Annotated in this window: 34 protein-coding genes and 1 pseudogene; 22 read left to right on the forward strand and 13 right to left on the reverse strand. The window is 32.4% G+C overall.

The features are described 5' to 3' along the window. Nucleotides 1-122: 122 nt before the first annotated feature. The 4 genes from B0A64_RS20715 to B0A64_RS20730 all read left to right on the forward strand — a co-directional run bounded on the left by B0A64_RS20715 (nucleotide 123) and on the right by B0A64_RS20730 (nucleotide 4,093). A complete protein-coding gene (locus B0A64_RS20715) occupies nucleotides 123-971 on the forward strand; it encodes a helix-turn-helix domain-containing protein (protein ID WP_089481388.1) in 849 nt (282 codons plus the stop codon). Nucleotides 972-1,050: 79 nt separating this feature from the next. Then, nucleotides 1,051-1,776 carry a siderophore-interacting protein gene (locus tag B0A64_RS20720; protein ID WP_089481389.1) on the forward strand — a complete coding sequence of 242 codons (726 nt, stop codon included), beginning with the start codon at nucleotides 1,051-1,053 and terminating at the stop codon, nucleotides 1,774-1,776. A 275-nt stretch (nucleotides 1,777-2,051) separates the two neighbouring features. Continuing rightward, complete coding sequence (locus tag B0A64_RS20725) at nucleotides 2,052-3,311, forward strand: putative DNA modification/repair radical SAM protein (RefSeq protein WP_089481390.1); 1,260 nt, start codon at nucleotides 2,052-2,054, stop codon at nucleotides 3,309-3,311. 5 nt (nucleotides 3,312-3,316) lie between these two features. Beyond that, nucleotides 3,317-4,093 (forward strand): TIGR03915 family putative DNA repair protein, encoded by a 777-nt coding sequence (locus tag B0A64_RS20730; protein WP_089481391.1) that lies wholly within the window; start codon nucleotides 3,317-3,319, stop codon nucleotides 4,091-4,093. Nucleotides 4,094-4,215: 122 nt separating this feature from the next. On the opposite strand, the gene B0A64_RS20735 is transcribed toward B0A64_RS20730, so the two are convergent. The 5 genes from B0A64_RS20735 to B0A64_RS20755 form a co-directional block, all read right to left on the reverse strand. Next, nucleotides 4,216-4,761, reverse strand: a complete 546-nt coding sequence (locus tag B0A64_RS20735; RefSeq protein WP_089481392.1) for a nuclear transport factor 2 family protein — start codon at nucleotides 4,759-4,761, stop codon at nucleotides 4,216-4,218. A gap of 4 nt (nucleotides 4,762-4,765) precedes the next feature. Continuing rightward, a complete protein-coding gene (locus tag B0A64_RS20740; RefSeq protein WP_089481393.1) occupies nucleotides 4,766-5,167 on the reverse strand; it encodes a tautomerase family protein in 402 nt (133 codons plus the stop codon). Nucleotides 5,168-5,218: 51 nt separating this feature from the next. After that, a complete protein-coding gene (locus tag B0A64_RS20745) occupies nucleotides 5,219-5,794 on the reverse strand; it encodes a Crp/Fnr family transcriptional regulator (protein ID WP_089481394.1) in 576 nt (191 codons plus the stop codon). A 100-nt stretch (nucleotides 5,795-5,894) separates the two neighbouring features. Next, nucleotides 5,895-6,659, reverse strand: coding sequence for a type I methionyl aminopeptidase (gene map / locus B0A64_RS20750; RefSeq protein ID WP_089481395.1), 765 nt, complete (start codon nucleotides 6,657-6,659; stop codon nucleotides 5,895-5,897). An 88-nt stretch (nucleotides 6,660-6,747) separates the two neighbouring features. Next, nucleotides 6,748-7,110 (reverse strand): nuclear transport factor 2 family protein, encoded by a 363-nt coding sequence (locus B0A64_RS20755; RefSeq protein WP_089481396.1) that lies wholly within the window; start codon nucleotides 7,108-7,110, stop codon nucleotides 6,748-6,750. A 398-nt stretch (nucleotides 7,111-7,508) separates the two neighbouring features. On the opposite strand from B0A64_RS20755, the gene B0A64_RS20760 reads away from it, so the two are divergent. Together B0A64_RS20760 and B0A64_RS20765 are read left to right on the forward strand one after the other, a co-directional pair. Next, entirely contained in the window at nucleotides 7,509-7,919 is a 411-nt protein-coding gene (locus tag B0A64_RS20760; protein WP_089481397.1) for a hypothetical protein, read from the forward strand. Nucleotides 7,920-7,921: 2 nt separating this feature from the next. After that, nucleotides 7,922-9,181, forward strand: a complete 1,260-nt coding sequence (locus B0A64_RS20765) for a hypothetical protein (RefSeq protein ID WP_089481398.1) — start codon at nucleotides 7,922-7,924, stop codon at nucleotides 9,179-9,181. 2 nt (nucleotides 9,182-9,183) lie between these two features. On the opposite strand, the gene B0A64_RS20770 is transcribed toward B0A64_RS20765, so the two are convergent. Continuing rightward, nucleotides 9,184-10,983: a glycoside hydrolase family 2 protein gene (locus B0A64_RS20770; RefSeq protein ID WP_089481399.1), complete on the reverse strand. Its 1,800-nt coding sequence runs from the start codon at nucleotides 10,981-10,983 to the stop codon at nucleotides 9,184-9,186. Nucleotides 10,984-11,314: 331 nt separating this feature from the next. Here B0A64_RS20770 and B0A64_RS25620 point away from each other — a divergent pair, with 331 nt between their 5' ends. Continuing rightward, the gene (locus tag B0A64_RS25620) at nucleotides 11,315-11,704 is read left to right on the forward strand and encodes a hypothetical protein (protein ID WP_244285461.1); all 390 of its coding nucleotides are present in this window, start codon (nucleotides 11,315-11,317) and stop codon (nucleotides 11,702-11,704) included. Nucleotides 11,705-11,733: 29 nt separating this feature from the next. On the opposite strand, the pseudogene B0A64_RS25625 reads toward B0A64_RS25620, so the two are convergent. The 3 genes and pseudogenes from B0A64_RS25625 to B0A64_RS20785 all read right to left on the reverse strand — a co-directional run. After that, nucleotides 11,734-11,802: pseudogene (locus tag B0A64_RS25625) on the reverse strand (GIY-YIG nuclease family protein); the annotation flags it as partial. A gap of 219 nt (nucleotides 11,803-12,021) precedes the next feature. Then, entirely contained in the window at nucleotides 12,022-12,696 is a 675-nt protein-coding gene (locus B0A64_RS20780; protein WP_089481401.1) for a hypothetical protein, read from the reverse strand. A gap of 181 nt (nucleotides 12,697-12,877) precedes the next feature. Next, complete coding sequence (locus tag B0A64_RS20785) at nucleotides 12,878-13,273, reverse strand: helix-turn-helix domain-containing protein (protein ID WP_089481402.1); 396 nt, start codon at nucleotides 13,271-13,273, stop codon at nucleotides 12,878-12,880. Nucleotides 13,274-13,922: 649 nt separating this feature from the next. Here B0A64_RS20785 and B0A64_RS20795 point away from each other — a divergent pair. The 7 genes from B0A64_RS20795 to B0A64_RS20825 all read left to right on the forward strand — a co-directional run bounded on the left by B0A64_RS20795 (nucleotide 13,923) and on the right by B0A64_RS20825 (nucleotide 17,517). After that, complete coding sequence (locus B0A64_RS20795) at nucleotides 13,923-14,129, forward strand: hypothetical protein (RefSeq protein ID WP_089481404.1); 207 nt, start codon at nucleotides 13,923-13,925, stop codon at nucleotides 14,127-14,129. 89 nt (nucleotides 14,130-14,218) lie between these two features. Next, nucleotides 14,219-15,967 carry a hypothetical protein gene (locus tag B0A64_RS20800; RefSeq protein WP_089481405.1) on the forward strand — a complete coding sequence of 583 codons (1,749 nt, stop codon included), beginning with the start codon at nucleotides 14,219-14,221 and terminating at the stop codon, nucleotides 15,965-15,967. An 18-nt stretch (nucleotides 15,968-15,985) separates the two neighbouring features. Beyond that, a complete protein-coding gene (locus tag B0A64_RS20805) occupies nucleotides 15,986-16,210 on the forward strand; it encodes a hypothetical protein (protein ID WP_089481406.1) in 225 nt (74 codons plus the stop codon). Then, nucleotides 16,207-16,551 carry a hypothetical protein gene (locus tag B0A64_RS20810; RefSeq protein WP_089481407.1) on the forward strand — a complete coding sequence of 115 codons (345 nt, stop codon included), beginning with the start codon at nucleotides 16,207-16,209 and terminating at the stop codon, nucleotides 16,549-16,551. The genes B0A64_RS20805 and B0A64_RS20810 overlap by 4 nt, the downstream gene beginning before the upstream one ends. A 75-nt stretch (nucleotides 16,552-16,626) precedes the next feature. Further along, nucleotides 16,627-16,902, forward strand: a complete 276-nt coding sequence (locus B0A64_RS20815) for a hypothetical protein (RefSeq protein WP_089481408.1) — start codon at nucleotides 16,627-16,629, stop codon at nucleotides 16,900-16,902. A 64-nt stretch (nucleotides 16,903-16,966) separates the two neighbouring features. After that, entirely contained in the window at nucleotides 16,967-17,266 is a 300-nt protein-coding gene (locus B0A64_RS20820) for a hypothetical protein (protein ID WP_089481409.1), read from the forward strand. Nucleotides 17,267-17,271: 5 nt separating this feature from the next. Then, complete coding sequence (locus tag B0A64_RS20825) at nucleotides 17,272-17,517, forward strand: hypothetical protein (RefSeq protein WP_089481410.1); 246 nt, start codon at nucleotides 17,272-17,274, stop codon at nucleotides 17,515-17,517. Nucleotides 17,518-17,805: 288 nt separating this feature from the next. Here B0A64_RS20825 and B0A64_RS20830 read toward each other — a convergent pair whose 3' ends face one another. The 4 genes from B0A64_RS20830 to B0A64_RS20845 all read right to left on the reverse strand — a co-directional run bounded on the left by B0A64_RS20830 (nucleotide 17,806) and on the right by B0A64_RS20845 (nucleotide 21,931). Continuing rightward, entirely contained in the window at nucleotides 17,806-18,783 is a 978-nt protein-coding gene (locus B0A64_RS20830) for a DUF6438 domain-containing protein (protein ID WP_109746209.1), read from the reverse strand. 95 nt (nucleotides 18,784-18,878) lie between these two features. Continuing rightward, entirely contained in the window at nucleotides 18,879-19,463 is a 585-nt protein-coding gene (locus tag B0A64_RS20835; RefSeq protein WP_089481412.1) for a hypothetical protein, read from the reverse strand. 106 nt (nucleotides 19,464-19,569) lie between these two features. Next, entirely contained in the window at nucleotides 19,570-20,172 is a 603-nt protein-coding gene (locus B0A64_RS20840) for a hypothetical protein (protein WP_089481413.1), read from the reverse strand. A 7-nt stretch (nucleotides 20,173-20,179) separates the two neighbouring features. After that, nucleotides 20,180-21,931: a hypothetical protein gene (locus B0A64_RS20845; protein WP_089481414.1), complete on the reverse strand. Its 1,752-nt coding sequence runs from the start codon at nucleotides 21,929-21,931 to the stop codon at nucleotides 20,180-20,182. A 460-nt stretch (nucleotides 21,932-22,391) separates the two neighbouring features. On the opposite strand from B0A64_RS20845, the gene B0A64_RS20850 reads away from it, so the two are divergent. The 8 genes from B0A64_RS20850 (at nucleotide 22,392) to B0A64_RS20885 (ending at nucleotide 26,612) form a co-directional block, all read left to right on the forward strand. Further along, complete coding sequence (locus B0A64_RS20850; RefSeq protein ID WP_089481415.1) at nucleotides 22,392-23,096, forward strand: transglutaminase-like domain-containing protein; 705 nt, start codon at nucleotides 22,392-22,394, stop codon at nucleotides 23,094-23,096. A 10-nt stretch (nucleotides 23,097-23,106) separates the two neighbouring features. Beyond that, the gene (locus B0A64_RS20855) at nucleotides 23,107-23,673 is read left to right on the forward strand and encodes a hypothetical protein (protein ID WP_089481416.1); all 567 of its coding nucleotides are present in this window, start codon (nucleotides 23,107-23,109) and stop codon (nucleotides 23,671-23,673) included. A gap of 19 nt (nucleotides 23,674-23,692) precedes the next feature. Beyond that, nucleotides 23,693-24,262 (forward strand): hypothetical protein, encoded by a 570-nt coding sequence (locus tag B0A64_RS20860; RefSeq protein WP_089481417.1) that lies wholly within the window; start codon nucleotides 23,693-23,695, stop codon nucleotides 24,260-24,262. A gap of 76 nt (nucleotides 24,263-24,338) precedes the next feature. Then, complete coding sequence (locus B0A64_RS20865; RefSeq protein ID WP_089481418.1) at nucleotides 24,339-24,902, forward strand: hypothetical protein; 564 nt, start codon at nucleotides 24,339-24,341, stop codon at nucleotides 24,900-24,902. 72 nt (nucleotides 24,903-24,974) lie between these two features. After that, the gene (locus B0A64_RS20870; RefSeq protein WP_089481419.1) at nucleotides 24,975-25,340 is read left to right on the forward strand and encodes a hypothetical protein; all 366 of its coding nucleotides are present in this window, start codon (nucleotides 24,975-24,977) and stop codon (nucleotides 25,338-25,340) included. Between the two features lie 11 nt (nucleotides 25,341-25,351). Then, complete coding sequence (locus B0A64_RS20875) at nucleotides 25,352-25,669, forward strand: hypothetical protein (protein WP_089481420.1); 318 nt, start codon at nucleotides 25,352-25,354, stop codon at nucleotides 25,667-25,669. Next, a complete protein-coding gene (locus B0A64_RS20880) occupies nucleotides 25,657-26,421 on the forward strand; it encodes a hypothetical protein (RefSeq protein WP_089481421.1) in 765 nt (254 codons plus the stop codon). Before B0A64_RS20875 ends, B0A64_RS20880 begins: the two co-directional genes overlap by 13 nt. Next, nucleotides 26,409-26,612 carry a hypothetical protein gene (locus B0A64_RS20885; protein ID WP_089481422.1) on the forward strand — a complete coding sequence of 68 codons (204 nt, stop codon included), beginning with the start codon at nucleotides 26,409-26,411 and terminating at the stop codon, nucleotides 26,610-26,612. The genes B0A64_RS20880 and B0A64_RS20885 overlap by 13 nt, the downstream gene beginning before the upstream one ends.

The raw sequence follows: 26,612 nt of genomic DNA on the forward strand, positions 1-26,612 counted from the left end.
AACATAAAGTCTATGTTTCTATGGGTGCCAATTATTTTTTTTATGCATTACACCCAACGGGTTAATTTTATAAGTTTGTAAAACTTCATCGTTTACTATTTATAATTACAAAAAAAGAAATTTTGAAAATTCCTATTTACAATCAGAGAGCAGAAGCCGTAGGAGGTATATATATCGCTGAATTAACCGCGTTAGGAAGAGATGCAGATAGGGTCAATAAATTAGGGACGCATCGCGATGATTTTTATATTTTTTTGGTATTGACAAAAGGAAAAGCAATCATGGAGTGTGACATGATCGATGTAAAAGCGAGTGAACAAAGTATTATAATGGTCAAACCGTTTCAAATTCATGCACCAAAATTTATTTCGCCAGATGCCGTAGGATATTATATTGGTGTAGCTCCATTTTTAATTCCGAATAATTGTGCTACGGTATTTCAAAACTTAAAAATTACGGATCAGGTTTATAAAATCGATAAACTACAAAAGAAAGATCTCTTAGAAACAGTAGGTTTATTGCATCGTGCTTTCGAGACTATTGCGGTAAACAAAACGGCAATTGTAAATGGATTTTTTACAGCCCTTATATACCGTTTTGTCAATTTATATTCAGAATCAGATCGTTCGTTATCAGAACATAAAAATCAATCGGCTCAGATTTATTCTAATTTTAAAAAGTTAATTTCAAGTACCACTTTTTTAGAAAGTCCTTCTTTTTTTGCTGAAAAGCTAAATATTACTACTTCGCATTTAAATTATTGTGTGAATGCTTCAACTGGTAAATCGGTAACTTACTGGTTGCAAAACGCCATGATTTTAGAAGCACAACGATTGTTGTATTATACAGAATATGATGCCAAAGAAATTGCCTTTATGTTAGGTTTCGAAGATCATACTTATTTTTCGAGATTATTCAAAAAAGTAACTGGAGAAACGCCATTATCCTTTCGATTAAAATTCCGCGAATAGTCCAATCATCCCTATTGGTTATGCAATCTGTATTTCTGGTTTTAATATCAATTTTGCATTTATATTAAAACAGACCACTATGAATTCGATGCCCAAAATTATAGGAGATTTTATGGAACTTGCTTTTACAAACAAGATTACTAAAGTAAAAGTTACCGCTACTCAAATGCTCAGCGAAAATTTAAAACAAATACAATTTAAAGGTCATTTTCCGCATATTAAATTTAAAATAGGACAAGCGATCATTATCAGAATAGATGATACCAATTATCGCAATTATACCCCAAGTAAATGGAATAGTGAAGAAGGCACGTTTGAAGTGATTTTTCATATTCATAAAAAAGGTCCAGGAAGTTGTTTTGTCGAAAATATCAAACCAAATGATCAAATCACAGTGGGATTACCACGAGGTTTTGAGTTTTTTAAGACCGAAGAAAAATATCAGTTTTTTTACGGAGACGAAACCTGTATTAGCGTTTTTAAAAGTTTTAAAGACGAAATTAATGAGAATGAAAACAACTATTTAGGAATTTTAGAATTAGATCCGGCTTCTACAGAAGTGCCAAAAGATTTAGGACTTGCGGTTGACATTATACCAAAGTCTACCAATAGTGCGGATCGTGCCGTAAATATTCTAAATAATTTAGAAGATACAATTTGGGATTTATGGCAACACGCACATTTTTATTTAATGGGAAATGCAAAGTCTATTCAAACTTTTAGAAAAGCCTTAAAAGCAAAAGGTATTTCGAATAAAAAAATCTATACACAGGCGTATTGGGCAGAGGGAAAAATTGGGCTTTGATCATTTATTATTAATTAGATTTAATTGATTAAAAAGGCAATACATTTCTCTTATTGAGATAGCTATGTTTGTTTTAAATAAGTGAAACGCCTTCTTTAAAGAAACCAAGACTATGTTTCTATGTGTTAGGATTATATTCTTATTATTAATCACTTAAGATTGTTTTATTGAAATTTGATACAATTTAGAACAATCAATTTCAGCTGTTTTGCATCTTAAAAGAGTAGTTTTGAGGTTAAACAAATTTAGTTTTTTAACCACTAAAAAGACTCAAAATGGTACATGAAAGGGTGATGGAGAAGTTGGCAATTTTATCAGATGCCGCCAAATATGATGTTTCATGTTCTTCTGGTCAGAGCAACAGGAAAAATAAAGATAAAGGATTGGGCGATTCGTCCGGATATGGCATTTGCCATTCGTATACCGAAGATGGACGTTGCGTTGCGTTGCTGAAAATTTTACTGACCAATCATTGCATTTTTGACTGTGCATATTGCGTAAGCCGAAAAAGCAATGATGTAAAACGTGCCGCTTTTACGGTACAGGAAGTCGTTGATCTGACTATTGGTTTTTACAGAAGAAATTATATCGAAGGCTTATTTTTGAGTTCGGGTATTTTTGATAATCCAGATTATACGATGGAACGTTTGGTCAGGATTGCAAAGAAATTACGATTAGAAGAAAATTTTAATGGTTACATACATCTTAAAGCGATTCCGGGAGCAAGTGATGAACTTTTGAAAGAAGCCGGAATGTATGCGGATCGCTTAAGCGTAAATGTCGAAATGCCTACAGAGCAAAGTCTGAAGTTACTGGCACCCGATAAAAACCATATTGATGTGATTAAACCAATGGAATATCTAAAAAAGGAAATCGTTGGGCATAAAGAAGAGAAAAAACTAAACTATAAAGCACCTGTTTTTGCTCCCGCAGGACAAAGTACACAAATGGTTATTGGCGCAACCCAAGAAAATGATCTTGAGATTTTGGGTATGGCAAATTATTTTTACGAGCAAATGAACATGCGACGGGTCTATTATTCCGGTTATGTGCCTATAAGTCATGATACTCGTTTGCCGGCTATTGGAACTCCGGTTCCTATGATTCGGGAAAACCGATTGTATCAGGCTGATTGGTTAATTCGTTTTTACGGATTTAATGTAAATGAGATTGTAGGGTTTGACCAGCCGAATCTTGATTTGGATATTGACCCAAAACTAGGGTGGGCCCTGCGAAATATGAATCAGTTTCCGGTTGATATCAATACCGCCGATTTAGAACTTATCAAACGCATTCCGGGAATAGGATTTCTGAGTGCTAAGAAAATTGTGGCAGCGAGACGATTTAAAAAACTGGTTCCTCAGGATTTACAAAAGTTAGGAATTGCATACACACGAGCCAAATATTTTCTGGCATTTGCAACACCATTTCAATTGCAAAAAGATTTAACGTCCATGCAAATCAAAGAGCATATTTTAAATATTCAAAAGAGTAAATACAAAAATGACTTTTCGAACCAACTTGCTTTATTTTGATAAAAATGACACAAGTAATTTACGATGGTACTTATGAAGGCTGGGCTACAGCCATATTTGAAATTTATGAATATAAATTGCAGGATGTTGTTTTTGCCAAAAACGAAGCTTTGACCGATTTGCTTTTTTCGACCAATCATACTGTTATTACAGATGAGGTAAAAGTAAACCGGGTTTTAAGCGGATTAAAAAAACGCCTTTCCAAAAATGGATTTCAAGGGCTTTATCATGCCTTTTTATCGGATATCAATAAGATCGAAGAAATCATGTTTCGATATGTGCAATATGTATTGTCGAGTTCAATAAATATAGAAGATGATTTTAGCAACAATGATGTTTTAGAGATGCGAAAAGCAATTAGACTGACCGGAAAAGAAGCGCATCGAATGGAAGCATTTGTTCGTTTTAAGCTAACAAAAGATCAATTGTATTATGCAATCGTTGAACCTGATTGTGATGTTTTGCCTGTCATCGAAAATCACTTTAAAAACCGTTACGCAGATCAGCGCTGGTTAATTTATGATGCAAGACGCAAATATGGGGTTTATTATGATCTTGAAAATATTTCGACAGTCAATCTTCAATTTGATACCAATATGGCTTCTTCAAAATTTTTAGCCGAAATATGTGATCAGGAAGAAGAACTTTTTCAGGATCTGTGGCGAAATTATTTCAAGAACGTAAACATCGAATCCAGAAAAAACACCAAACTTCATCTTCAGCACATGCCAAAACGATATTGGAAAAACTTGATAGAGAAAATCCCTGTGATTAAAAAGTAATGAATCCACCGTTAAAACATAGGATTAGTTTAGTGTTTAGGATAAAACTGCTGGGTGTAATTATTTTTAAGACGTAGTTATTTAGTTAAAAAATATTTTTTTCCCGAATTACACCCAACAGATTATAGTTGTTGTTTTTTATCTTTTTGCCTTTTTGCAAGTGAAGGCTGTTCAAAATAAGACACAAGTTCTAAGGAATAAATAACGCTGGTAATTTTCCATTTTCCATCTCTTTTGATTAAAGTTAAATATTTACCTCCCCAATTTGTCATTTTGTTATTCGCCCAAAAGCTATAATCCATTGTTACAGCTGCAACAGTTCCGTCTTCGATAATATGAATGTTATCAAATTTATCTTCGGTGGATTCGTATTTAAATAATCCTCTTAGAAAACCTTTATAGCTTCCGGTAAAATAATTGGTTCCTGCTTTTTCCAGACCTTTTTTTTCTATCTCTTTACTTTGCGATTTGTCCTTAATGGCAGCACACCAGGTAACAGTTCCTTCATTAAATAAAGTATAAAAAGTGATAGAATCTTTTTTTATCACGCTCTCGCTATATTGATTTATAATTGCGGATATCTCTTGTTTATCGGTTGTTTTTTGCTGTGCATTTGCATGCAGAAGAAACATTATACAAGCGATAATAAATAATTTTGGAGTTTTCATTTTTCTATTTTTTACGATTGTTAATCCATTTATATTCAATCGTTAATCCGTCATAACCATATGCATCAGCTTTCATTTCTTCGATAGCGGTATAGCTTACCGGATGCAGTTTGCCCAGACGCAAAAGCAAGGCTTCATGAACGGCATCGATATATTGGGCTTTGTCCTCTTTTAGATTGGTAGAGTCAGAAATCTTAAGGGTAAGATAAAAACTATTGGTCTTTAATTCCGTCAGGGATTCTGAATTTATAAACCACAGATCGTTTGACACAAAGGAAACCGTTACCACCGTAACTTCGGGTTTTTTGTTTAATACCTCTTTGGTAAGTTTGCTAATGGTGTGGGCTAATTCTTTGGCTAAAGCAGGATTTTGTTCGCCGCTTATTTTTAAATTGATTACAGGCATACTTCAAATATTTTAAATTAATGAAGTACAAAGCTCTGTATAACCAGAACATTATTTATTGATGTAGGTTAAGAGTTTGATTCGGCTTAATGATTCCGGTTTAATACCTAAATACGAAGCGATATGATATTGAGGTACCTTTTGCTCGATGCCCGGATAAAGTACTCTAATCATTTGCAATCTTTCGGCAGCAGAGTTTTTCAGGAAAGAGGTTTCTCTTTTGCACTTTCTGATAAAGTAATTATCAGAGATGTATTTTGCCAGTTTTAAAAAACCGGTGTCTTTTTCGATTAAAGCATTAAACTGTTTGTGTGTGATGGTGTATACTTGTGAGTTGCTCAATGCTTCGATATTGCAGTTTGTAGGCATTTGTGTCAAAAAGCTTGTATAAGCACTTGCAAAGCTATTTTCAAGATAAAAATCATTGTTAAACTCCCCATCATTATTTTGAACATAAGATCTTAATGTTCCTGAAATTACTATGGCAATAAAATCACAAACAGTACCTTCCTGAATTAAAAATTCTTTTTTCTTTAGCGTTTTAAGGTGCAGTTCTTTATGAAATTCTTCAAAAAGAGCATCGTTTAGCCCCAGTACTTCGGTAAAAATAGCTCTTAGTGATTCCATTGTATTTTATGAGATAAAGTGCTGTATAAAGATAATTATACAAGAAACAAAAAGAGGCAGTCAAAGCCTCTTTTTTATATTTCTAATCTTTCACCGGATTTTAATTCCAGATTCCGTTCATCTCTGTCAAAATGATAGGTTTGCCGTTGGTAACTACAATCGTATGTTCGTGCTGCGCCATGTGTCCGCCTTTATTACCCACCATAGTCCAACCATCCTTAAGTTCTACCGCAAGAGAGGAAGATGTAGCTATAAAAGTTTCAATTGCTACAACCGAATCCTTTTTAAAACGCCTTTGGTCAAATCGGTTTTTATAGTTTAATAATTCATCTGGCTGTTCGTGTAAACTTCTGCCAATACCATGTCCACCCAGATTTTTAATGACTTTGTAGCCTCTCTTTTTGGCTTCTGTTTCTATAAGATATCCAATCTCAGAAATTTTTACCCCACCTTTTATATTGTCTATTGCTTTTTGTAAAATATCCTTTGAAGCATCAACCAATTTTTGATGTCCGTTTTTATCTTCGCCAATCACAAACGATCCTCCGTTGTCCGACCAAAAACCATCTAATTCTGCCGAAACATCGATATTAATTAAATCACCTTCGTTTAAGATTCTCTTATCAGACGGAATACCGTGACAAAATTCATTATTTACGCTAATGCAAGTCCATCCCGGAAAACCATACGTTAAATATGGTGCTGATTTTGCGCCTAAATCGTTCAGGATTTTTCCGCCATATTCGTCTAATTCCTTTGTTGTCATTCCTGCTTTGGCAAAGTTTCTCATTTCCTTCAAAGTATACGCCACAGCCTCACTTATCTTTTGCATTCCTATTAATTCAGATTCTTGTTTTATTGACATGATTTTATTTTTTATCGAACTGCTATTTTATTATTCATTATTCCCTTCAATAGTTTCAGAAGTTTGAAAGAAATTATAAAAGGCAAAATTAATTATTTTCTGCCAATTCAATATCCATTGTTTTTATTAATCCGTTCTCAAAAGAGTAAATGTGTTTTACTATTCCGTCAAAAACGATATTGTCCTGCAGGTCTTTTACATTTTGATATACGCTAACTTCCAGGCTTCCGTTCTCTCTTTCGTTAAAACCAACGGGTTCCACTTTCGGATTTATTTCAGTCCATTGTCGGGTCCAATATTCCTTGATTTCCTTGTGTCCGCTTATGTAGCCACCTTCCCAGGCTTTTGACCATTGCACATCGGGCTGCATTGTAGATAATGCATTGTCAATGTTTCTTTCGTTAAAAGCAGTATAAGCTTTCTTGATAATTTCGCTGAATTGATTTGCCATTTTTATTTGTTTTTTTAGTCCGTAAAATCAACCATGCCTAATAACTTTGGTAATACTCCTCGTTAGTTTTAGACGTAATGTTCCTGATCCGTCGACAAGTCTTTTTGCAGGTTAAAACTAAGAAAAATATTCTTAAAAAAATTGGCACTAATAAGTGTTTTTTAAGTATCTTTTAACTTTTATATTTCATGTGTTAATCGCTAAAGAAACCACCTTGAATTTTAAAAACAGCTATTTCAGTTTAATTATCAGGTTGTTGTGTTTAGATGATAATGAGATGAAGAGAAGAATGAAGGATAAACAGATTATTGATTATATATACGAACAGTTAAAAATTATAAAAATCTCGGAAACCGAAAAGAGCATTGTAGAGTAGGTAGTATTTTAAATTTTGAATTATGGCTAATGAAGTTTATCATATAGGAAAAAGCGGAAAAGAATTAAGTCTCACAGTAACGGTAACGACTCCCGGAATTGCTACTACTGAGGTAAAATTATTTTTGTCTGACGGTACAATTATAAACAAAGGAAACTCTACAAATGGAGCCGGATTAATTAGTGACAGAGATATTGGGATCGATATAAATCTCAATAATTCGACGATAAAAATTGAAACCTATATTTTATTGTCAAAAATCCCAAAAACAGCATGGGGGAGTTGTTATGAAAATTTAGAGATCAATTACTATTTATATTACGGCAAAGTAGGTCAGACCAATCCCATTAAATTACTAGCGGGAGAAAAGAGTAAGAGTTCTAATGGCGAACTTATATCAGGAATAAAAAGAATTGATCTGGTAAACATCTAATTATGAAAAATAACTTTTTATTAATTCTGGCATTATTAAGTTTTAGTTTTTTGCAGGCCCAAACGGTTAAAATTGAAAATTTGAAAACTCCGGATTCCCCTGGTTTTCAAATTTTGGATGTATCACCCTCTTCAATAGAAAAACCTTTAAATCCAAAGGCTTTAGGCGCTACACTTTTGAGTTTGGCAAATGATAAAAATGCTATTCCTAAGAATTTTGCCTTAGAATTCTCGCCTTATTGGTACTTTAAAGATCGTAATGCGAGCGTTCATAAATATTTGAATATTGAAGACGAAAAAGGACGTGCAAATAACTTTTCCGGCATACTCAATAAGTTAAGTGTTTCTATTGCCTCTGTTTATAGTGATACTACAAGTGGAAGTTTATTGGCCAAAACAAACTATTTGTCTTTTGGTTTAAGAACAAACCTTTTTACGTATAGAAGCCGTGATCAAAATGATAAGATAAAAGCAGCCTTAGTAGGGTTTTCGAATAAATTTGTAAAGCTAATACCCAAAAAGGTGTCTACAGATTCTTTAGAATCTTTGCTCCGGGTAAAAAAAACAGATATCATCAATTTGAAAAAAGCAATTGCCGAAGAACAAGACGAAACTAAAAAGAATCTTTTTATCAGTTCGTTAGAAAGCAACATCAAAGATTCAGTAAAATTAGAACTCTTAATCAGTGCTATCGAAAAGCAGGCAAATGACGTTATTCTGGACGCTGTAAAAAAAGATGATTCGATCAATTATTATTTAAAAGAACTAGATCAACTTCCGCTTATACAAGTAGATGGAGCTTTTGCTTATAGTGAGGCTTTTGCAGATAACACTACAGCAAAACGAAGGTTTAATAGAAGTGGTGTCTGGATAAATGCTTCATTTAATTTGTTTAGTATTGATAAAGAGAAGTTAAATGACAATTTATCGGCAATTTTTTTAGGCAAATATATAAGTGATAACATATTGACAGATGAGGTTACAGGTCTCTTTAAACGACAAAATGCTTTTGATTTTGGGATAAAAGTAGATTATACTGTAAAAGATTTTTCTTTGTCTTTTGAGCATATCAATAGAAAATACAATGATTCTGCTCTTGAAAGTACCAATAGAAACGTTTTTATGATGCAGTATAAAATAAGTGATGGTCTTTATTTAACAGGCAGCTACGGGAAAAATTTTGGAGAAGTGAATAATCTGTTTTCTCTCTTTGGAATAAATTACGGATTTGGAGCAACAAAATTAAAAACCATAAGTGAGTAATCTTATTTCTTTTCAGGAATAGATTTATAATAGTCCTGCAAAATGTACCATGCCTTTTTTTTATCGCCTCGGTCTGAGAGTAAGCCTTTGCGATTCCATCCGTTTTGGTATATAGGATGCATCCTGCCAAGCGATCGATAGTCTACAAGAATCCACGGGCAAACACCGGCCAAGTTGGGGGCCGTCTTAAACATGGCAATCTGGTCTTTATAAATTTGTTCCTGATATTCTTCAGTCCAGTATGCTGCTTCGTCAGTTGGTCCGTAATGACTGGCATAAAGTGCTTCGCCGCCAAATTCGGATATTATAACAGGTTTGTTTGCGACCAGTTTCCATTTTGTATCCTGCGGTTTACCTTGCCAGGGTACATACCAGCCAATGTATTCGTTTAAAGATATAACATCAAAATAATTGTATAGAGGATCATTGACATCCAATATATTATTACTATATCCCTGATTATTGATTACAGATGTTATCAATCTGGTGTCATCTATCGCTCTGCATTTTTTAGAGAGATCTATCAGGGCTTCATTACGATTGGCAGTTGTAGAATAGGTTTCGTTAGAGATACTCCAGATAAAAACACTGCATCGGTTTTTATCCCGTGCGATCATTTCTTTAAGCATTGTTTCCATTTTATCGGTAACACCCGGAGTAGCAAATTCAATATGTTGATAAACGGGCAATTCGTCCCATACCATCAATCCCATTTTTTCGGCCATTTTTACCATATACTCATTGTGAGGATAATGCGCTAAACGAACAAAATTGCACCCCAGTTCTTTTGCCCAGCTAAGTAAAATTAAAGCATCAGACTCTGAAAAAGCCTTTGCTGCAGTAAGTGGATTTTCTTCGTGTATGTTGGTCCCTTTTAAAAATATCGGTTTCCCGTTAAGTAAGATTTCCGTGCCTTTGGTTTCGATAGTGCGAAAGCCAATTTCATCCCTGACAGAATCTGTTTCACTCTCAATAATAACCTCGTATAGTTTTGGGTTTTCAGGCGACCATAATTTAAATTTTGACGAAAAATGTATTGCAGCTTTACCGTTGTTGTCAGTTTTAGTGATAAAGTTAATCCCTAATTCAGGAATCTTTACCTTTATGGTTTGTGCAGTAGTAGTACCTTTTAGTTGTACCCATCCTTGCACTTCTTTTACGGATGACTTTTTTAGCTGAATAAAATAATCTTCAATAAAAGAGTCGGGAGTAGCTACAAGGTTTACATCGCGGGTAATTCCTCCATAATTAAACCAGTCGTAACCAAGACCAGGTAAACCGTCTTTTAACCGTTGATTATTTACTTTTACAATCAGACTATTGTTACCATTAGATGCCAGATCGGTTATCTCAAACTGAAAAGGAGTAAAACCACCTTCATGGCTGCCAAGAAATTTTCCGTTAAGATATACCGTGGCAACATAATTAACGGCACCAAAATGAATAAAATAACGCTTGTTGGCTGTTTTATTATAAGTGAAAACCTTTTTGTACCAAACCACGCCTTCGAGATACGTTATTTCGGGCATTTGGGTATTAAAATCTCCAGGGACATTTAGTAGCGGACTGCCATCAAAAGAATATTCTATAAAATCTGTTTTCTTTTCCGGTTTTTTTTCCAGCCATATCTGTCGCCAGTCCCCAACATTTGTTGGATCTATAATAGCTTGCCATTTGCCATTAAGTGATTCGGTTTTTCTGGATGCAATATTCTGTAAGACAGTTTGGCTTTCACAAAAAAAAGGATTTAGTAGTATGAAAAAGTATAATATAAAATAAAGTATTTTTTTAGGCGCTAACATATTTTATCTGAACTTGGTTTCTTAATTGTTATACAGCCGTATTATTTTAAGATTAATGTGTATTACACACTTTAATAGCTGTTTGGTAAAGCTATACTTTTTTTAACAGCTAATTGATTAAAAAAACACAAAGTGTTATAGGATATTTGCACTTTGTATTTTGTTGTTTTACAATAGCAGACTTATTTCAATATCTTGGCAAACGGCAACTGTAGATCTGATTATAAACTAATGTTTTATGTGTTAGATTCTTAAAAAGCGTAAAAATACGGGTTGCATTTTTAATCTATAATAAGATATTTGCTTATATAATCTAAAAAAAAATATTTATATGAGTATAAGTTTGCGTAGCGTCAAGAATGCTAAAGACCCAGATGATGAGTTTGTATGGCTTAGAGCAACTGCTAACACTAGTCTAGAGGGATATGCTATAGTTGACCGAACCTTTGATGATAGTGAAGAAGTTTCAAATGAGTTTCGTCATATTTTTTTCTTTCCAGATCTTGAAGTAGAAAAAGATGATTGGATAGTATTATGCACTGGAAACAGTAAAGGTAAAGATAAGAAAAAATATAAAAAGCTAATAAAGGATGATTCGGTCTTTCATAGTTTCTTTTGGGGGTCAAAAGAATGCGTTTGGAACGATAATGGTGATGACAGCGCTTCTTTAATCAAATACTCTAGTATTAAAAGCGTTAGGGTACCTGCTGTAGAAAAGTAATTATGAGATTTAATTCTTTCAATTAAGTTGGAGGTAAATCCGGTATAATTTTTATTAAATCTTTCAGAATAAAGAATATAGACGACAAATTCTTCCATGCAAAATGTTTTATAAACGAAAAAAACACCAACTTTTCAGTGGTGTTTTTTTATTTTGTAGCGAGGACGGGAGTTGAACCCGTGACCTCAGGGTTATGAATCTGAAAGTGAATCTTACCCCCCTTATTGTGATGTTTTAAAAAGCTTTTTTTGATTAAAAAAAAGATAAATCGTGTTCGTTTGAGTGTTCTGTTTGTATTTGAAAGTTTAAAGTAGCTTTTACTTAAGTTCAAGATGTAATTTTTCTAAAAATGTGGTGAAATTCTGTTCCAGTCTTGTGAAAAATATTTCTTTATCTTCTTTTCTAGGAAAGGGTAAATTTTTAGTTGATATTCTTTTTAGTATTTCTTCTATGTAAGTGTATGTGATGTTAGAATGTTGTTGTAGCTGTTTAAAATCATTTGAATTAAAATCATATTTATATAAATGACCATGCATTAAACTAAACGAATCAATTAAATAAAAAAGATTTTTATAAAAAACTAAGTTCACTTGCATTTCTTCAATATAACTGTTTAAATCTGCATTTTGATCTCTTGCAATAGCTCCTTCTATATATGCTAGTTCTTGATATAACTTAAATTTATTCTGTCTTATTTGCATCAAATAGATTGATATTTTCTCATAGCTATCTAATTTTCTTAAAAGTAAATTGACATTTTTATTATGTTCACTTGAGTTTACGTTTACTATGTGTGTCAGGTATGCTAGTATTATTAGACTAGCAAGAGCTATGATTGTATTCAGAGTTCCTCCAATATAATCGCCAAACGATCCCCACTGAGTAATATCATTTGATATCTTATGTTTACTAAAGTTTATGATAAAAACTGAAATAGGAAATAACATAAATAATAGTCCAACAATTGATATAATCCAAATAAATTTTTTCATTTAATCCGTTTATGCAATTTTATTTTAATACGATTCTCGTCTGTTTTTATATCTTTTAAAATTTTGTAAGCTTTGATTATGGTTTCTTATTTTGATTGGGGCAGTTAACTGATACAGTCCAAAAAATAATATTAAAAACAATATTAAACATGATTCTTTATTCCAAACTACCCGCATAGATTTATGCGGTTCGACTTTTCTCTGTGTTTACGTTTAAAAGATTTTCTAAATTTTGTATTTTTTCTTTATAGAGTACAATTATTTCTTGTAGTTGTTCTTTACCCTCCCTTAATAATTGATTTTGTTCTTCTAGGAGTCTCATCTTTTCTACTAAATTTTTTGCGTTTTCAGTAGGTATTTCTATTCCTCGAAACATTTCGCCATTTCCAGTTAATAAAAAGTCTGCCGAAATATTATTGCATTTTGCGTACAAAATGTCAATATCAAAAGTACCTCTTGAATACCAAGAAGCTAACGTTTGTGGTTTTATCTCTAAAAACCTAGCGAAGTCACTATCTTTTTTAAAAGAATAGTGATTTTTTAACTTATTTAAAATCAGTGACTTGTCTTGATTCATAAAAATTATTTGTAAAATGTACTCAAAATTGTATATTTGTATTCAAAATGTAATTACATTTGTTTCATTCAAACATAACAGATGTGTTACTACGGTTCGAAATACATATAACTACGAAGGTAGTAAAAATCGCATTGCAAATGTTTTAATTTTTTGTAGGAATCATAATGTACAAAAGTAATGAAAAACAAGTGCCAAACTTTACGGAAAACCGTAAGAACATCAAGAGAGAATAGACGATACCGTTTGCATCAGAAATTAAGAAGAGCGAATGTAAGATTTAGTTCGAACTTAAAAACTGTTTTTGTGCCATTTGACAATGATTTACAAAATCGGGATATTAAAGAATTGCAAAATGAGTACAATTATCAAATACAGCTAGAGATATGATTTCTAAAAAAGAGAAAAAACTAATTATTGAAATGTTAGGACATCAGTATACACCTAAAGTGATGCCGTATTTAAAAAATTAGGTATTAGAAATGAAAAAAATAAAGACTTCTCTGTCGATAGTATCCGTATGATAACAAATGGTTTTCGTGAAAATGAAACCGTAGAATTGACAATTATGCAATTAGTGAACAAGACAATAAAAGCAAAAAAGGCAATGGCTTTAAAACGTAAAAAGCTTTCAAAAAAATAAATTCAAATGAATCCAAAGGTATTATCAATATTCAACAATGCAAAGATTTTTCTTTCCCCAGAGGAATTGAAAGAGCTTGCTGTTTGTATTGATAATGAGTTTGGAAAGCCATTACCTAAGAAAGCTAAAAAACAAACTGTCTTAGATAATTGGACACTTGAAAGTGTTACTGAAAGACTTTTAGCAACTCAATTCAATAAAAAAAGAGCATAAAAATACGTCCAGCAAATGCTGAAAATTCCTAGATGCATTCGGGCGTTTTGCGTCCGATGCTGAAAGGTTATTAGAAAAAAAAGTAATTTATGAATAAACAGAAAGTAGATAGTAAGGTTTTTTCGTTAGCATCTAACCTTTTTGGTTTTGGTAATAAAATCGAAAAGAAAGCAGTAGAAAATAACATTGCAATTGTCGTTGCAACTTCATTGCAACCTGAAAATCGCATCATGGCTGTTTATCCTGCAATTAGTATGGAAGCATTTAGTGCGACTATGGATAGCTATAGAAAGTATATTGCTTCTTATAATTTTAAGACTAATGCTGAAAATGATCTAACAGAAAAACATAATGATTCTGTTAGGTCATTTTTAAGTAAAAATACTTTGTCAGATGTACAGAGAGAATTTTCTAAAATTTTTCTATTTAAAAGCAGATCGCTAAAACCTAGAGCTTTTAACGAGCAAGCAGATGCCTTTATGAAAGATCACGGTTTGATTATAGAGAAAAGGAAAATTCAAACCGTAAAATATGCTACAGAATTGGTGTTTCAAAACCTACTACATCTTTATAATTCGCAACTTATGAAGCGTAATGAACAATACATTAGATTGGGAGTTACAGCAGTAAGACCAATTGAAGAATTTAAAATTAACTCATTTTTAGTAACTGCATTGCAGCGTAACGGTGTAACCAGTTTAGATCTATGCAAGAAGACTGTACGCAATCACAGACAACGTTTAGAGGAATGCGGTGTATTTGTCGATTATCATTTTTCAGGGCAAAATAGACCAGTAGAAGTACATATAAATACTAGGATTTTGACGGTTTTTGATCTCAAAACTTCAAAATTAAAAACTACTGAAAATCAATGTGTTACTTCTGAAAACGGGAAAGTTTTACCTGATAACAATGAGAATACAAGAACAGATTTAAATGAATATCAAATGAATGAGAATGTTAAGAACATTTCTCATGATAAGGAGTTCCCTTCGGTCACGCCTCTTAATTTGTTTTTTACAAGAACACGAGCCTGCAATACAGAAAATTCAGAGGGGGACGGGGTGAAAAATGTTAAAGTTTTAAATACATTATCTGAAAAGCTTGAAAATCTGATAATTCACCCGCAAGAACTGGCTCTAAACCTTAGTAGTCACGAATACGACAATTATAAGCCTATTGATCTTAGAGTTTTGTTTAAAGAAGCATATTCCGGAACAATGTCAAAAGAGAATTTTAGAGAATTGGTAATTCAGGACTTTTTCAAAAGCATATCTAAAATTTATAGAAACAGCACTCCTTATGCAGGTTCTTGGAAAAAAGCTGTCAATTTTTATATGCAAAATAAATTTATAGCCTTTACTGGTGATTCTTTTAATAAACAATCTATCGTCGATGATATTCATGAACTACGTTGGCGAATTGAGTGGGCTAGAAAATGGTTTGCGAAAAATAGCAATGTAACTCCTTTGTTTCCTTCTGATTATTTTGATATGACACGAAAAAATGCAAAAGAAGTAGGATTTGAATACACGAAATTAAAATATAGTGAGCATTTAAAATCTAAGGCAAAATACGAGGTTTTGAAAAAGAAGCTTGAAGCTGATGGAGTTCGAAGAAAAGCAACAATTAACCATGCAAAGAAATTCGAGAATGAAGTAAATCGATTCTTTAAAGATAAAATTACAATGCCACAATTGTATGATTATGTAGAGAAGAATTTACCTGCTGAATTTTTAGAAAAGTTACCACAAATGATTTTAGAGAAGTCATTAAAAATAAGCCAACGAGTAATTTTTGATGATGATTTTTTGAAATATAATTTATCTGAGTTTTAACCTAACCAATTTTTAACTATGCCAGTATTTGCCCCAGAACAATCTAAAATTAAAATGGTAATCCTTACCAAGACTAAAGAAAAAAATGCCGTTTGGTGGTCGCCAATCAATCAAAATAAACGTAATACTGAATCTGTAGTAACGAGTATGCTAAGACGTTTTGAAAAACACGCTTTAGCCAAAATTACTAATGTAGTTCAGTTTTATGAGAATGGTAATTTAATTGCAACAAAAAGATTATGACAACCATAACGCTAAAAAAAATTGATCAGGAAGATTTTTTAATACTTCAAAATGTTGTTGCTCAATTACGTCAAAAAGCATTAAATAAATTACAAAATAGCAAAGTTGATAATGCTTATTTCAATAACATTCTGTTCGTGGATATTACTACAAGTATTTTTTTCAGGATAAGAACAAAGATTGAAAATCAGACTAAATCATTTTCAAATCTGAAACTTAAAATTTATGAAGCAATTATTTTACTTCAATGTTGTAATGACTACGAGTCAAGTAATGCAAAAGAAAAATTCATATCAAGAAAATATTTCAGCCAAATTCATAAACACATAACTAACCTTTAAAAAAGTAGATTTTTTTGAGAACCTGGACAAACTGCAGCTGCGGATCTATTCAAAAAAAATCTACAATTCAACAACATGATAAAGAAAAGCACTTACATAAGAAGTTTTACAGTGTTGCAACAAAAACAACTTGAAAAGGTTGGTAAAGAACAAAATTTTAAGACTACTCCCGAGATATTATTTTTTGCATTAGACAGTTATTTGGAACAACAAAAGGAAATTGAAAGATTGAATCGAATTATAAAATTGAAGCAAGAAAAAATGGAACTATTAGATTCTAAAATTGATTTTTTTAAATCAGCTTCAAAAAAGATCAATGAGCTAAACGAGTTTCTAAAGAAGGCAAAATAAGACTCAATTATCAATCAAAAATAATTAGTAAATAAAATATTGAATAACTAGCAAACCCAAATTTATGAACTTAAAAACTTTAAATTATATACGAAACAAAGCCCAGTTGCAGGACTTATTTATAAGCCAATTTTCGGCAGATTATATCCGAAAAGAGATTCATGAAATATTAAAGGAAACCCGTAAAAATGCAACAGAGGGTGCAAGACTTTTTGCCAAAAACATTTCAACAAAGGAGCTAATTATTTTTATGGACAGAAATGGCAAACCTGACGGTTATGTTCTTTCAGATGAATTAAAAATCATGCTTCAAGATCACCGAGAAGAAGAATTCAAAATAAGAAAATTGCAAAATCAATTTTAGAATCAATGGCAAAGAAATCCGACAATCCCACAAATGCACTCATAAATCGAAACTTCATTATCCGAGTCTTAGAGAATCCTAAAGTAAATGACGTTAAAAATACCAAATTAACCTCTGCAAACAAACTTTCAAAATATTTACTCGACGAAGAAATTAAAATAAAGCTATTTAAGAAGATATTAGACGAAGGGAAAGACAAATATACTTTTCTTATAAGAAGTAGGCTTAAAATTGATTTTCAGTCAAAATAACTTTCAAGTAAAATAACAAAAAGACATTTTTTACAATGCTGTAAAAAATGTCTTTTTGTTGTCTTGTAAAATAAAATTTCTATCTAAGAATATCATTCTATGTCTTGTTCAAAGGCTTCGATTATCTATAAATACCGTCTATCGCATCTATGAAGACAGTCCATTTGCCCCCAATTTTTGTCAAAAGTAATATCGAAGTTTTTAAGTATTGATATGTTTTAATAATCTGTATTTTCTGTAAAATTTTCAGACTCTAACTTTCTAAATAATTAATCAAATGGATTATAATTAATAGTTCCAATCTATTTCTAATGCTATATTTGTCATCTTATTATATATTGAATTTAGGCCATAAGTTCCTTGGTAGCCGTAATCTTTTATTTTTTTGACACTGCCATTTTTAAATTTAATTTCAAGCCATACTGTAGGAAAATCGTAGCCATCTAGAGTATACTCGTTTGGCAAATCCTGAATATTAATATATTCAAGTAGTTCACTCATTTCTTTAAAGATAACCTTATCAATTTTTTTTCTTGACTCTCCTTTGTAATAGTTATCCTTTAAATTTGAAATATTCAAGGTGTCTAAGCAAGTATAATGAGCATTTTGATTGTTATCAATCTCAATTTCAAAATTGTTATCAGAAGTAAATTTTATATATTCTATATCATAATTAATTACTTTCTTATTCATTTCTATGAAAGAATTAAATTTATATGTTAGAGTATCAGTAAAATGAATAATTTGTCTCTTGAATATAGTTTCAGGATCTGTTTTATAATTGTTAACCAGCAACTCATTTTTATTGTTTACAATTATAGGTTTTACAATTTTACAGAAATAGTCTATGTTATTTGTCAAAGTAAATAACTCATACTGACTTAATTTTGATTCTATTATAGCATATTGATAATAAGTGCCATACCAGTAACCTGTAAAAATTAAATCAGTTTTGTTATCGTTATTAAGGTCAATTTTTTGCCAATTTTGAATATTCCAAATTTTATATAGGTCACAATTATTTAATTCCTTAATAATTAAATCGGTGGGCTTTATCTGTAATTCTCCGAAGTTCCCGTGTGCAAAAGCAGGATTTATAGTTTTTGCAAATTTAAGAACATCTTCAGTTGTTTGTAAATTATCTATTTTATTCATACCACCCCGCAGTAAGCCATCTTTTGAAATCGTATTCAAATTCTTTTTCTGACCTAAAACACAATTACAAAGAAATTGTGATATAATAAATGTGTATAATATTTTTTTCATATTCGTATAACAAGACCAGAAGAGTGTATTGTTGCTATCAATCTGGAATTGCGCCAACAAACTTCTCGATAATTAAGTTGTTTCTAAGGTAAAATTTAATAAAATGCATAATCTCCAATTACTCTTACAACAACCCATTTTTCTTTTTCTTTTTTCATAATTACCACTTGTGGTTGATTACTGCCGAAAAAAGATGCTTTATTGAAATAAAACATGATGTATTTTTTATCCATATAATACATTGGTTCAGATATAATTAAAACATACTCTATGCCGGTATTCATGTATTTGTCATAAAATGCCGATCCTAATAAACCTTTTTTATATTCTAGTAAAAAATCAAATTCAGGAAAATCTTCTTTTTTCCAATATTTTTTTATCGTATCCTGAGCATACTCCTCATACATTTTTTTCCAATGTTTCTCAACAAATAAACCATCTGTATAATCGAAATGATTCTTAGGATCTAAAATATGATCAAGTCCTTCGCCGCTATTAAAAATTTTTAAAGCCTGTTTATTTGCAGCCTTATCACTTTGCAGAATGTAATTTTTATTCTTGTTGAGTTTTTGTGTTTCTAAAAATACATTGACAGGTTCATAACTTTTTATATATTGTGCGCTGGCACATGATAAAACGAAAAAAGGAATTAATAGAAATGTTTTTATTAACTGTTTCATGATATTATTTTTTACAAGGAGTTCCTAAAGGTAAATAGTCCCATACTTATGGTAATTCTGTAATAATAATCACTTTTACTAACCTTGATTTTTTCAAAGGCTTCGATTATCTATAGATACCGTCTCCTACATCTAAGAAGACAGTCCATTTACCACCAATTTTTGTCAAAATTAATACAGAACTTTTATCGATATTTTTATAGTCAGTTGTTGTTGACTTGATAGTAAATACAGCGTACTTTTTATGTTTATAATATATTACATTTGAGAATGAAAAAACCTTGTAGTTTTCTTGAAAATCAAATTTTTCATATTTGCCGGGATTAGGAAATTTTTCTTGTTTTATAAAAATAATATTTTGATGTTTGAAATCTTTTAAAGTCCAATAATCTCCTTTTATCCATTGGTCTTTAATATAGTTATTTTCATATTTGGTTTTCATTTTCTCCCAGTCTTTCTTATCATATAAAGGCTCATTTAGTCCTTCGTTTCTTTCATATTTATTTGTATATGGCTCATAGTAAATATTTCCCTTGAAGATTTCAATAGTTACATTATTATTGATTTTTTCCTGAATAAGCATGATCTTATCTGAATCTTTTAAATCTAAACTTGAAATATAATCATTAATAGGAGCATTTTGATCTTTACTTGCAGAACAACTAAAAATAAACTGAGATATAATAAATACATATAATATTTTTTTCATAATCTGTTTAATTACAAGGTTTGCCCATTGGGGTTTGTTGTTGTGCAGTACCTTCGCCTATTGCATGACCAGTTTGCTCGGCAGCTAGTCTATTATCAATTCTCAATCTTTCTGCAGTTCCAGTTGGAAATGTTTTTTCATAAATAGGGGCTTCTCTTAATCCTCCCCAAGCTAGATCGGTATAGATTTGATCTGGTTTTACTCCATTTGCTAAAGAAACTCCTGTTTGAAATTCCTGTAAAGCTGCGCCAATAGCTTCTACATAATTATTAGCCATTTCTAAGTGCTGTTTATCTTCTGTTTGTTGGGGATATTTTATATTTACATAAGCCTGAAAAAGTACTGGAAATTCATTAAATACAGCAGGATTATCTGAACCATAATAATCCTCAACTAAAGTCAAAAAAAACGCGTGCGTTATCTCATGCAATATATTAGCAGCTTTATACAATTGTGTAGAAGAAGTATAAGCTTTATTATTTAGAATGGTAGTAAAGTTGTTTTTACTACTTCTACTAGTATATGCTGGCTTATTTCCTGCGTCTCCAGAAATAATATTAACATTGTATACATTATTAGCATTCAATTTTGTAAATACATTAGCAATATCACAATTTGTAGCATTTTTTAATTTATTCAAAACTGCTTTTGGACAAGGATCAAGTTGAGAGTCATCTATTCTTTTTTCAATGTCTTGAGCAATCAGTAGATTAGTTGCCGGAATTCCAATCCAAGAATCTGAGCCTTGCTCATACGTATAGAATATGCGGGTATTGGGGTCGAACACTTTTTGATTATTAACAGGAAATTGGTAATCTAAAATGCCATAATTATCCCTGTTATTAGCAATTATAATATTAGGAAGCATAACCTGCAAAATTTGCCAAGAATTTGTGAGAGTATTAAAGATATAGTCGGTACTTACACCATCAGGATCAGTAAATCTATAAACTTGATTCTGGACTGGGTGTAAGGGAAGATTTGGCTTGTATGAAGTAGAAGATGATGCACCTGATCCACCTAAAAATATGGTTCCACCATTGTCACAATTGCTCATTTTAGAAGCTTCCTCGCCACCGCCACCGCCGCCGCCGCTGCAATCACAGATTGTGAACAAAAGAACCTGGCTAATAATTTCTCCTCCATATCTTATTATATACCAATATTCAACACAGCTTGCTTGTGTTTTGCCAGTTCTCTGACCTTTGCGAGTAGGGCTTAAGGTTGCATTTTCGATTATTTTACCCTGATCATATTTATTATATAACAGTTTTGTTTTTGAGAGACTTAAAAAAGTAATTTCACCCGAATAGTTAAAACCTATTTTATCTGCATTTAATACAGCGCTAATAACATTATCGTAATTTCTATTAGTTTCATTAGTTTTTAATGTTACAATATTTGAACGTACTATTTTATTTTCATTTAGATAAAAAATAACTTTAGTAATTCCGTCTAATCCCTGTAATGATTTAGCATCTGCAATTAGTAGTTTTTCTGTCGTTCTTAAATCATATATTTTTAAACTATTGATATCAATTGCAGTTGATAATTCTTCAATTATAGATAATTGTTCCTCATTGGAGTTTAATTTTAATTGATTCCAATAATCATTTACTTTGACTTTATGAATTTCTGAGGCTGTATGATTATTTTCTTGTATTGGGTCTTCCCTTTCTTGACAATTTGACAAAAATAATACTAGAATTAACATTATTGCTTTTGTTAAACAAGTTTTTAAAAATACAGTTTTCTTCATAATTTAAATCTTCTTAGGGGTTAAAAATATCTTGCAATCTTCTAGCTTATCTAGCTGTTGTTACATTGTATTTATCATAAAATATCAATAATAAAGTTTTTTTAGCTGACTTTGCATCATATAATTGACTTTTCTTAAAGCTAATATAAGGTATATTTTACTACAATTATTTTTTTACTTGAAATAGAGATTATTTTTTTGTAAGAAATATTTTTTATTTAATTAGATTTTTCTAATAGCTACAAAATTATTGAAAGAGTTGGCATAGATTGACACGCTACAGAAAGAAATTAGCATTCTTCACAAAGGTTTTACAATTCCTTTGCAAAACCTTTGCAAAGCTACTTTATACTTTGATAATCAGACGCTCCCTTGTCAATCTTTCAGGGCATCATCATAAGATTCTAATATTTGTAATCGAAAAGCCTAACAACCTAATACAAGAACGAAAATGAGATAAATGGATATTGATAACTTGTTACAAAGGAACATCTTAGGCGGTCAGGAGTATGAGCCGTTGTTTCCACAGGTTAGCTGTGATAAGACTAATCTGGGCAACGGTAATACTTTTGATACTGTCAAAATGATAAAACAAATGGTTATAAAGTATAACCATCAGACAAAGGAAGTTGCAAAGCTGTTGCAACAAAGTTCATTGAAAGAAACGTGTGATCGGATTTATTGGTTTTTGTACAATCATATTCAGTATAAAGCCGATGGAGTAGAACAAATGCTTAGAAGTCCAGCCTGTGCGTTTAAACAGCGTGCAGAAGGTGTTGACTGTAAGACGTATTCGATTTTTGCAAGTTCTTTACTTGTCAATATGGGTATTAGGCACTACATCAGGCAAATCAAACAACCGAGTTTTCGACCTGATCTGTACACACATGTTTATGTGGTTGTACCACTTAATCAAGAATCAGGCGATATCAAACAAGGCTATTTTATTATAGACGGAACAACCAGTACTAACCGAGAACCTATTCACATTATGGCACATGACACAGAGGTCAATTTACCTCACTTTGGGCTAAATGCTCCCAAAACAAACCGCAAAGGCATTGCAAAGAAAACAACAATCGTTGCAAAGAAAAGTTCTAATCTTCCTGTCTATTTAGGAATTGGTGCATTATTAGGGGTTTTATTTTTAAAGGAATCTAATTAAACAATGAAGTATGATAATAATTAATGAACAGGAAACGGGATTAGGAAAGTCCTTTTTAAAGAAAATCAGGCTTAAGGATGTCAGTTTGAAAAACGCAGTTAAGGTGACCAAATTCGCTGCTCCCATTGCAGCAGGCTTTATCCCTGTTGGTGGCGGTGTGGCTTCAAAACTTTTAAGTTCTAAAGGTGGTAAGCTTGTCAATAGAGTTGCAAAGTCTAAAGCCGTTAGAAAAGGTGTTGCCCTTTCTAAAACCAAACTTGGAAGAAAAGTAGTAAGTGCGGTGCAGAATCAGCCAAGAGCGGAAATTGAACCCGTAAATGCTATTACTGCGGCATCTTTTGCAACTGCATTGCCCGCAGAACAAAGCCAAAGCAGCTACAGCGAATCCTCTGAGAGTGTCCTGGCCGATAGTCAACCCGTGGGGGAACTTACTCCGGTAAAAGCAGTTTCCTCTGCAAAGATGGCTACTGTAGAACAAATACAGCCCGTAACTCCTGCAAAGAATAATACAATGCTGTATGTTTTAGGAGCAGTGGTTTTAGGTGGCGGGATCTATTTTGCCACAAAGAATAATTAATAATCAAAATTAATCACAAATGAATAAAGAAGTAGTAGTCATTGGAGGAGGAATTGTTGGCGGTATGCTATCAAATGGAGCGAGTACATTATTACCTCAGTCAGAAAGCCCAATTATGAACATTGTTCTTGCCGCTGCATCAGCCTTTGGCGCAACTAAAGTAAGAGGCGCAAGCACAAAAGACAATTTGCTCAGAGGGGCGTTAATGGGAAGTACAGTGGTGCAAGCCTTACTTGCAGTGAAAAAAGTATCCGATAAACACCTGAGTTCAAAACTCACAGGAACTGGAAAAGGAACGTTGTTTGCAAAAGGTGCAATAGGTTTAGCCTGTCCTTACGATGAGGGTTTAAACGGTCAGTTTATGGGTGGCGATGGTCATGTATATGAAATTGACGAGCAGGGTTTAAACGGTACTTTCATGGATGAAGCAGGAAACGTTTTCCATACCGAGGAAGGTTTAAACGGTGCCGAGTATGAATACTTGGACGAGGAAGGCTTGCACGGAGCAGAAGCAGAAGTGTACGGAGAAGAAGAGCACGGTTTACATGGCGCAGAAGAAGAAGCTTTGTTGCATGAGCTTTACCAATAAAAAGTCAAAAAAACAATAACACAAAGCCGTAAAAGGTTTGTGTAAATTATCAATCATCAATCAAAAAACAATTACAATGAGCAGAAGATCAGAATTAGCGTCAGCGGTTGCGACAATTAAGGCTAAAAGAAACGGAGCAGTTCCAAGAGTGGGTCAGGTAGAATTAACAGACAAAACCTTGTATTTGAATGTTGCTATCAAAGGACAAGCGGGTACTGTTGGAATTGTCGATGTGAATACCAAACGTGAAGTTGGTGTTACCAATATTGACGGTAACAAATTAAATGCAGGCAGAGATTACATCATTGACAGCATCAGAGTACTTAGAGGTACTGGAAGCGCTACCCTTAAGAATGAAACTTGGGATAACACCAACATCAATTCAAACAAATTGTTTGATGGTGCTTTTTTAAATGCAGAGCTGCGAATCAAACAAGATGGAAATGTCTTGATTGACATGCCAATGACCGATTTGTTAGGAGATACAACGAATTTTTTCAGAAGTATTTCTACTTCACCTTTAATTCGTTCCAATTTGGAGTTTGAGATCGAAATCGAATACCCGAAAGGAGTTTCTGTAACTGCTGCGTCAGATACCAATGTTCGTTTCGAATTCAGAGTTCACCAAGCAAAACGATAATAATAAAGGTTTATTAATCATAATAAAAGCCGTAAACGTAAGTAGTTACGGCTTTTTTTAATCATACAACACATGGCAGTAAGAGAAAAGGTTATCAATTTAAAACTCGCAGCTGGAGAAACGGAAGTTTTACTCACCACAGCATTAGAAACTGGTTTTGTTCTGGGAGCGGAATTACACACCAATCATACCGATATAGACAATTTTGCAGAATATGGCATTTTTGATGATAGCGGTGTAGCATTTTCAAAACCCACACACGTAGATCACTGGAAACGTCGAGAAGGAGCAGGATTTGAAGACAGTTACAAGCCTTTGTTTTTCGAGACGGAATCTAAAACCTTTACATTCAAAGCAAAAACTACTCAGGCAGTTATAAAAGACACCTATTTTCATTTGATTTTGATGTATAAAATTAATTCTGACACTTGTCTTTAAAATAAAATCAAATGGTACAAGACATTATAAAAATTAATACAGGAGTTGTTTTTTTTAAACTAACGCAAGACAAAGAAATCACCATTGAGAATGTAACTACTCTGCAAGTTAGAAATAACGGTATTCTTAGTGTCTTTATCAATGATTTTGAAGTTGCAAGTAAAGAAAGCTTCGTTTTAGTTCCTCCTGACGGCACGATTTCAAAGATTGATTTAGACATTCGCTTTGATACCCCAAACAAAGGCAGTATAGAGGAATTATCGACATTTAGCTGGAGAGAAAAAGAGATCAATATTATTTATAAAAAGTTAATCAAATGCAAGAATTAGACAACTTAATAGAAAAACTAAATACCGATTCTTATTCGGCAGTCTCTGTTTTTGATTTGGACACTAATTCATTTCTTTTTCGTAACAAAACCCATGCTGAAATTATACAAGAATACCAAAGCGCAGAAGATTTCTTTGAATCCTTATTTGCTAAAGGGCATCGTCGTTTAAGTCTTTCTTTAAAACGCAAAAACGGAAGTTCTTACAAAGTGGACGGAAAATCATTTGAAGTGAATTTCTCTAAAGAGAATCAGGCTGCACCAGTTCCGGTACAACAAGTCAAAGCCCCGCAGGCAGATGTTTTTTCTAATTCTTTCGGATTGGGAACTCTTGACATTATGAACCTTATGGTTGCCAAGAATGACGCTTCAAGACTTTTTACGGAAGTAGAAACTTTAAAGGCAGAAAACAAGGAATACAAAAAGAAGTATGAAGACATCAGAGAAGAGCAACTGTTATCAAAATACAATGCAGACAAAGAGAGCGGTTTGTGGGGCGCAGTTCAGGGAGCAGTCCAAAACGCTCCTGCATTATTAGCCGCTTTTAAAGGAGTTGCACCCGTTGCGGGATTAGCTGCACCGATGGAAACCTATTCCAGTGAAGCCAAACAACACTTTGCAACGGCTTTGCAAAGCATTGACGATACTGTTGTAAATGTACTGGATAGCATCAATAAGGGACTTAATACAAATACTGAATTTTCAACCGAACTCGCACAATTATTAAAAAAACACCAATTATGGGAAGCGTAAAAACTACTGTCGAAATAGATATCAAGACTATTAACCCTTTTGAGGTTAAAGCAAAAACCAAGGCACTTAATGAATTAGCTCAATTAGATAGCGAAGTGCTTGTAAAGCTTGCAGAACTGTCGAAAAGTTCTAAAGCAATCATGCAGATCAAAACCAATTTTCCAATGATAAAAGGTTTTTTGTCTAACTAA

Origin of the sequence: Flavobacterium araucananum (assembly GCF_002222055.1) — a bacterium.
GTDB classification, from domain to species: Bacteria; Bacteroidota; Bacteroidia; order Flavobacteriales; family Flavobacteriaceae; genus Flavobacterium; species Flavobacterium araucananum.

Coding starts and splice junctions, on each gene's coding strand:
- B0A64_RS20720 (WP_089481389.1), top strand. CDS start 1,051: ATGAATTCGATGCCCAAAATTATAGGAGATTTTATGGAACTTGCTTTT.
- B0A64_RS20725 (WP_089481390.1), top strand. CDS start 2,052: ATGGTACATGAAAGGGTGATGGAGAAGTTGGCAATTTTATCAGATGCC.
- B0A64_RS20730 (WP_089481391.1), top strand. CDS start 3,317: ATGACACAAGTAATTTACGATGGTACTTATGAAGGCTGGGCTACAGCC.
- B0A64_RS20735 (WP_089481392.1), bottom strand. CDS start 4,761: ATGAAAACTCCAAAATTATTTATTATCGCTTGTATAATGTTTCTTCTG.
- B0A64_RS20740 (WP_089481393.1), bottom strand. CDS start 5,167: ATGCCTGTAATCAATTTAAAAATAAGCGGCGAACAAAATCCTGCTTTA.
- B0A64_RS20745 (WP_089481394.1), bottom strand. CDS start 5,794: ATGGAATCACTAAGAGCTATTTTTACCGAAGTACTGGGGCTAAACGAT.
- map (WP_089481395.1), bottom strand. CDS start 6,659: ATGTCAATAAAACAAGAATCTGAATTAATAGGAATGCAAAAGATAAGT.
- B0A64_RS20755 (WP_089481396.1), bottom strand. CDS start 7,110: ATGGCAAATCAATTCAGCGAAATTATCAAGAAAGCTTATACTGCTTTT.
- B0A64_RS20760 (WP_089481397.1), top strand. CDS start 7,509: ATGGCTAATGAAGTTTATCATATAGGAAAAAGCGGAAAAGAATTAAGT.
- B0A64_RS20765 (WP_089481398.1), top strand. CDS start 7,922: ATGAAAAATAACTTTTTATTAATTCTGGCATTATTAAGTTTTAGTTTT.
- B0A64_RS20770 (WP_089481399.1), bottom strand. CDS start 10,983: ATGTTAGCGCCTAAAAAAATACTTTATTTTATATTATACTTTTTCATA.
- B0A64_RS25620 (WP_244285461.1), top strand. CDS start 11,315: ATGAGTATAAGTTTGCGTAGCGTCAAGAATGCTAAAGACCCAGATGAT.
- B0A64_RS20780 (WP_089481401.1), bottom strand. CDS start 12,696: ATGAAAAAATTTATTTGGATTATATCAATTGTTGGACTATTATTTATG.
- B0A64_RS20785 (WP_089481402.1), bottom strand. CDS start 13,273: ATGAATCAAGACAAGTCACTGATTTTAAATAAGTTAAAAAATCACTAT.
- B0A64_RS20795 (WP_089481404.1), top strand. CDS start 13,923: ATGAATCCAAAGGTATTATCAATATTCAACAATGCAAAGATTTTTCTT.
- B0A64_RS20800 (WP_089481405.1), top strand. CDS start 14,219: ATGAATAAACAGAAAGTAGATAGTAAGGTTTTTTCGTTAGCATCTAAC.
- B0A64_RS20805 (WP_089481406.1), top strand. CDS start 15,986: ATGCCAGTATTTGCCCCAGAACAATCTAAAATTAAAATGGTAATCCTT.
- B0A64_RS20810 (WP_089481407.1), top strand. CDS start 16,207: ATGACAACCATAACGCTAAAAAAAATTGATCAGGAAGATTTTTTAATA.
- B0A64_RS20815 (WP_089481408.1), top strand. CDS start 16,627: ATGATAAAGAAAAGCACTTACATAAGAAGTTTTACAGTGTTGCAACAA.
- B0A64_RS20820 (WP_089481409.1), top strand. CDS start 16,967: ATGAACTTAAAAACTTTAAATTATATACGAAACAAAGCCCAGTTGCAG.
- B0A64_RS20825 (WP_089481410.1), top strand. CDS start 17,272: ATGGCAAAGAAATCCGACAATCCCACAAATGCACTCATAAATCGAAAC.
- B0A64_RS20830 (WP_109746209.1), bottom strand. CDS start 18,783: ATGAAAAAAATATTATACACATTTATTATATCACAATTTCTTTGTAAT.
- B0A64_RS20835 (WP_089481412.1), bottom strand. CDS start 19,463: ATGAAACAGTTAATAAAAACATTTCTATTAATTCCTTTTTTCGTTTTA.
- B0A64_RS20840 (WP_089481413.1), bottom strand. CDS start 20,172: ATGAAAAAAATATTATATGTATTTATTATATCTCAGTTTATTTTTAGT.
- B0A64_RS20845 (WP_089481414.1), bottom strand. CDS start 21,931: ATGAAGAAAACTGTATTTTTAAAAACTTGTTTAACAAAAGCAATAATG.
- B0A64_RS20850 (WP_089481415.1), top strand. CDS start 22,392: ATGGATATTGATAACTTGTTACAAAGGAACATCTTAGGCGGTCAGGAG.
- B0A64_RS20855 (WP_089481416.1), top strand. CDS start 23,107: ATGATAATAATTAATGAACAGGAAACGGGATTAGGAAAGTCCTTTTTA.
- B0A64_RS20860 (WP_089481417.1), top strand. CDS start 23,693: ATGAATAAAGAAGTAGTAGTCATTGGAGGAGGAATTGTTGGCGGTATG.
- B0A64_RS20865 (WP_089481418.1), top strand. CDS start 24,339: ATGAGCAGAAGATCAGAATTAGCGTCAGCGGTTGCGACAATTAAGGCT.
- B0A64_RS20870 (WP_089481419.1), top strand. CDS start 24,975: ATGGCAGTAAGAGAAAAGGTTATCAATTTAAAACTCGCAGCTGGAGAA.
- B0A64_RS20875 (WP_089481420.1), top strand. CDS start 25,352: ATGGTACAAGACATTATAAAAATTAATACAGGAGTTGTTTTTTTTAAA.
- B0A64_RS20880 (WP_089481421.1), top strand. CDS start 25,657: ATGCAAGAATTAGACAACTTAATAGAAAAACTAAATACCGATTCTTAT.
- B0A64_RS20885 (WP_089481422.1), top strand. CDS start 26,409: ATGGGAAGCGTAAAAACTACTGTCGAAATAGATATCAAGACTATTAAC.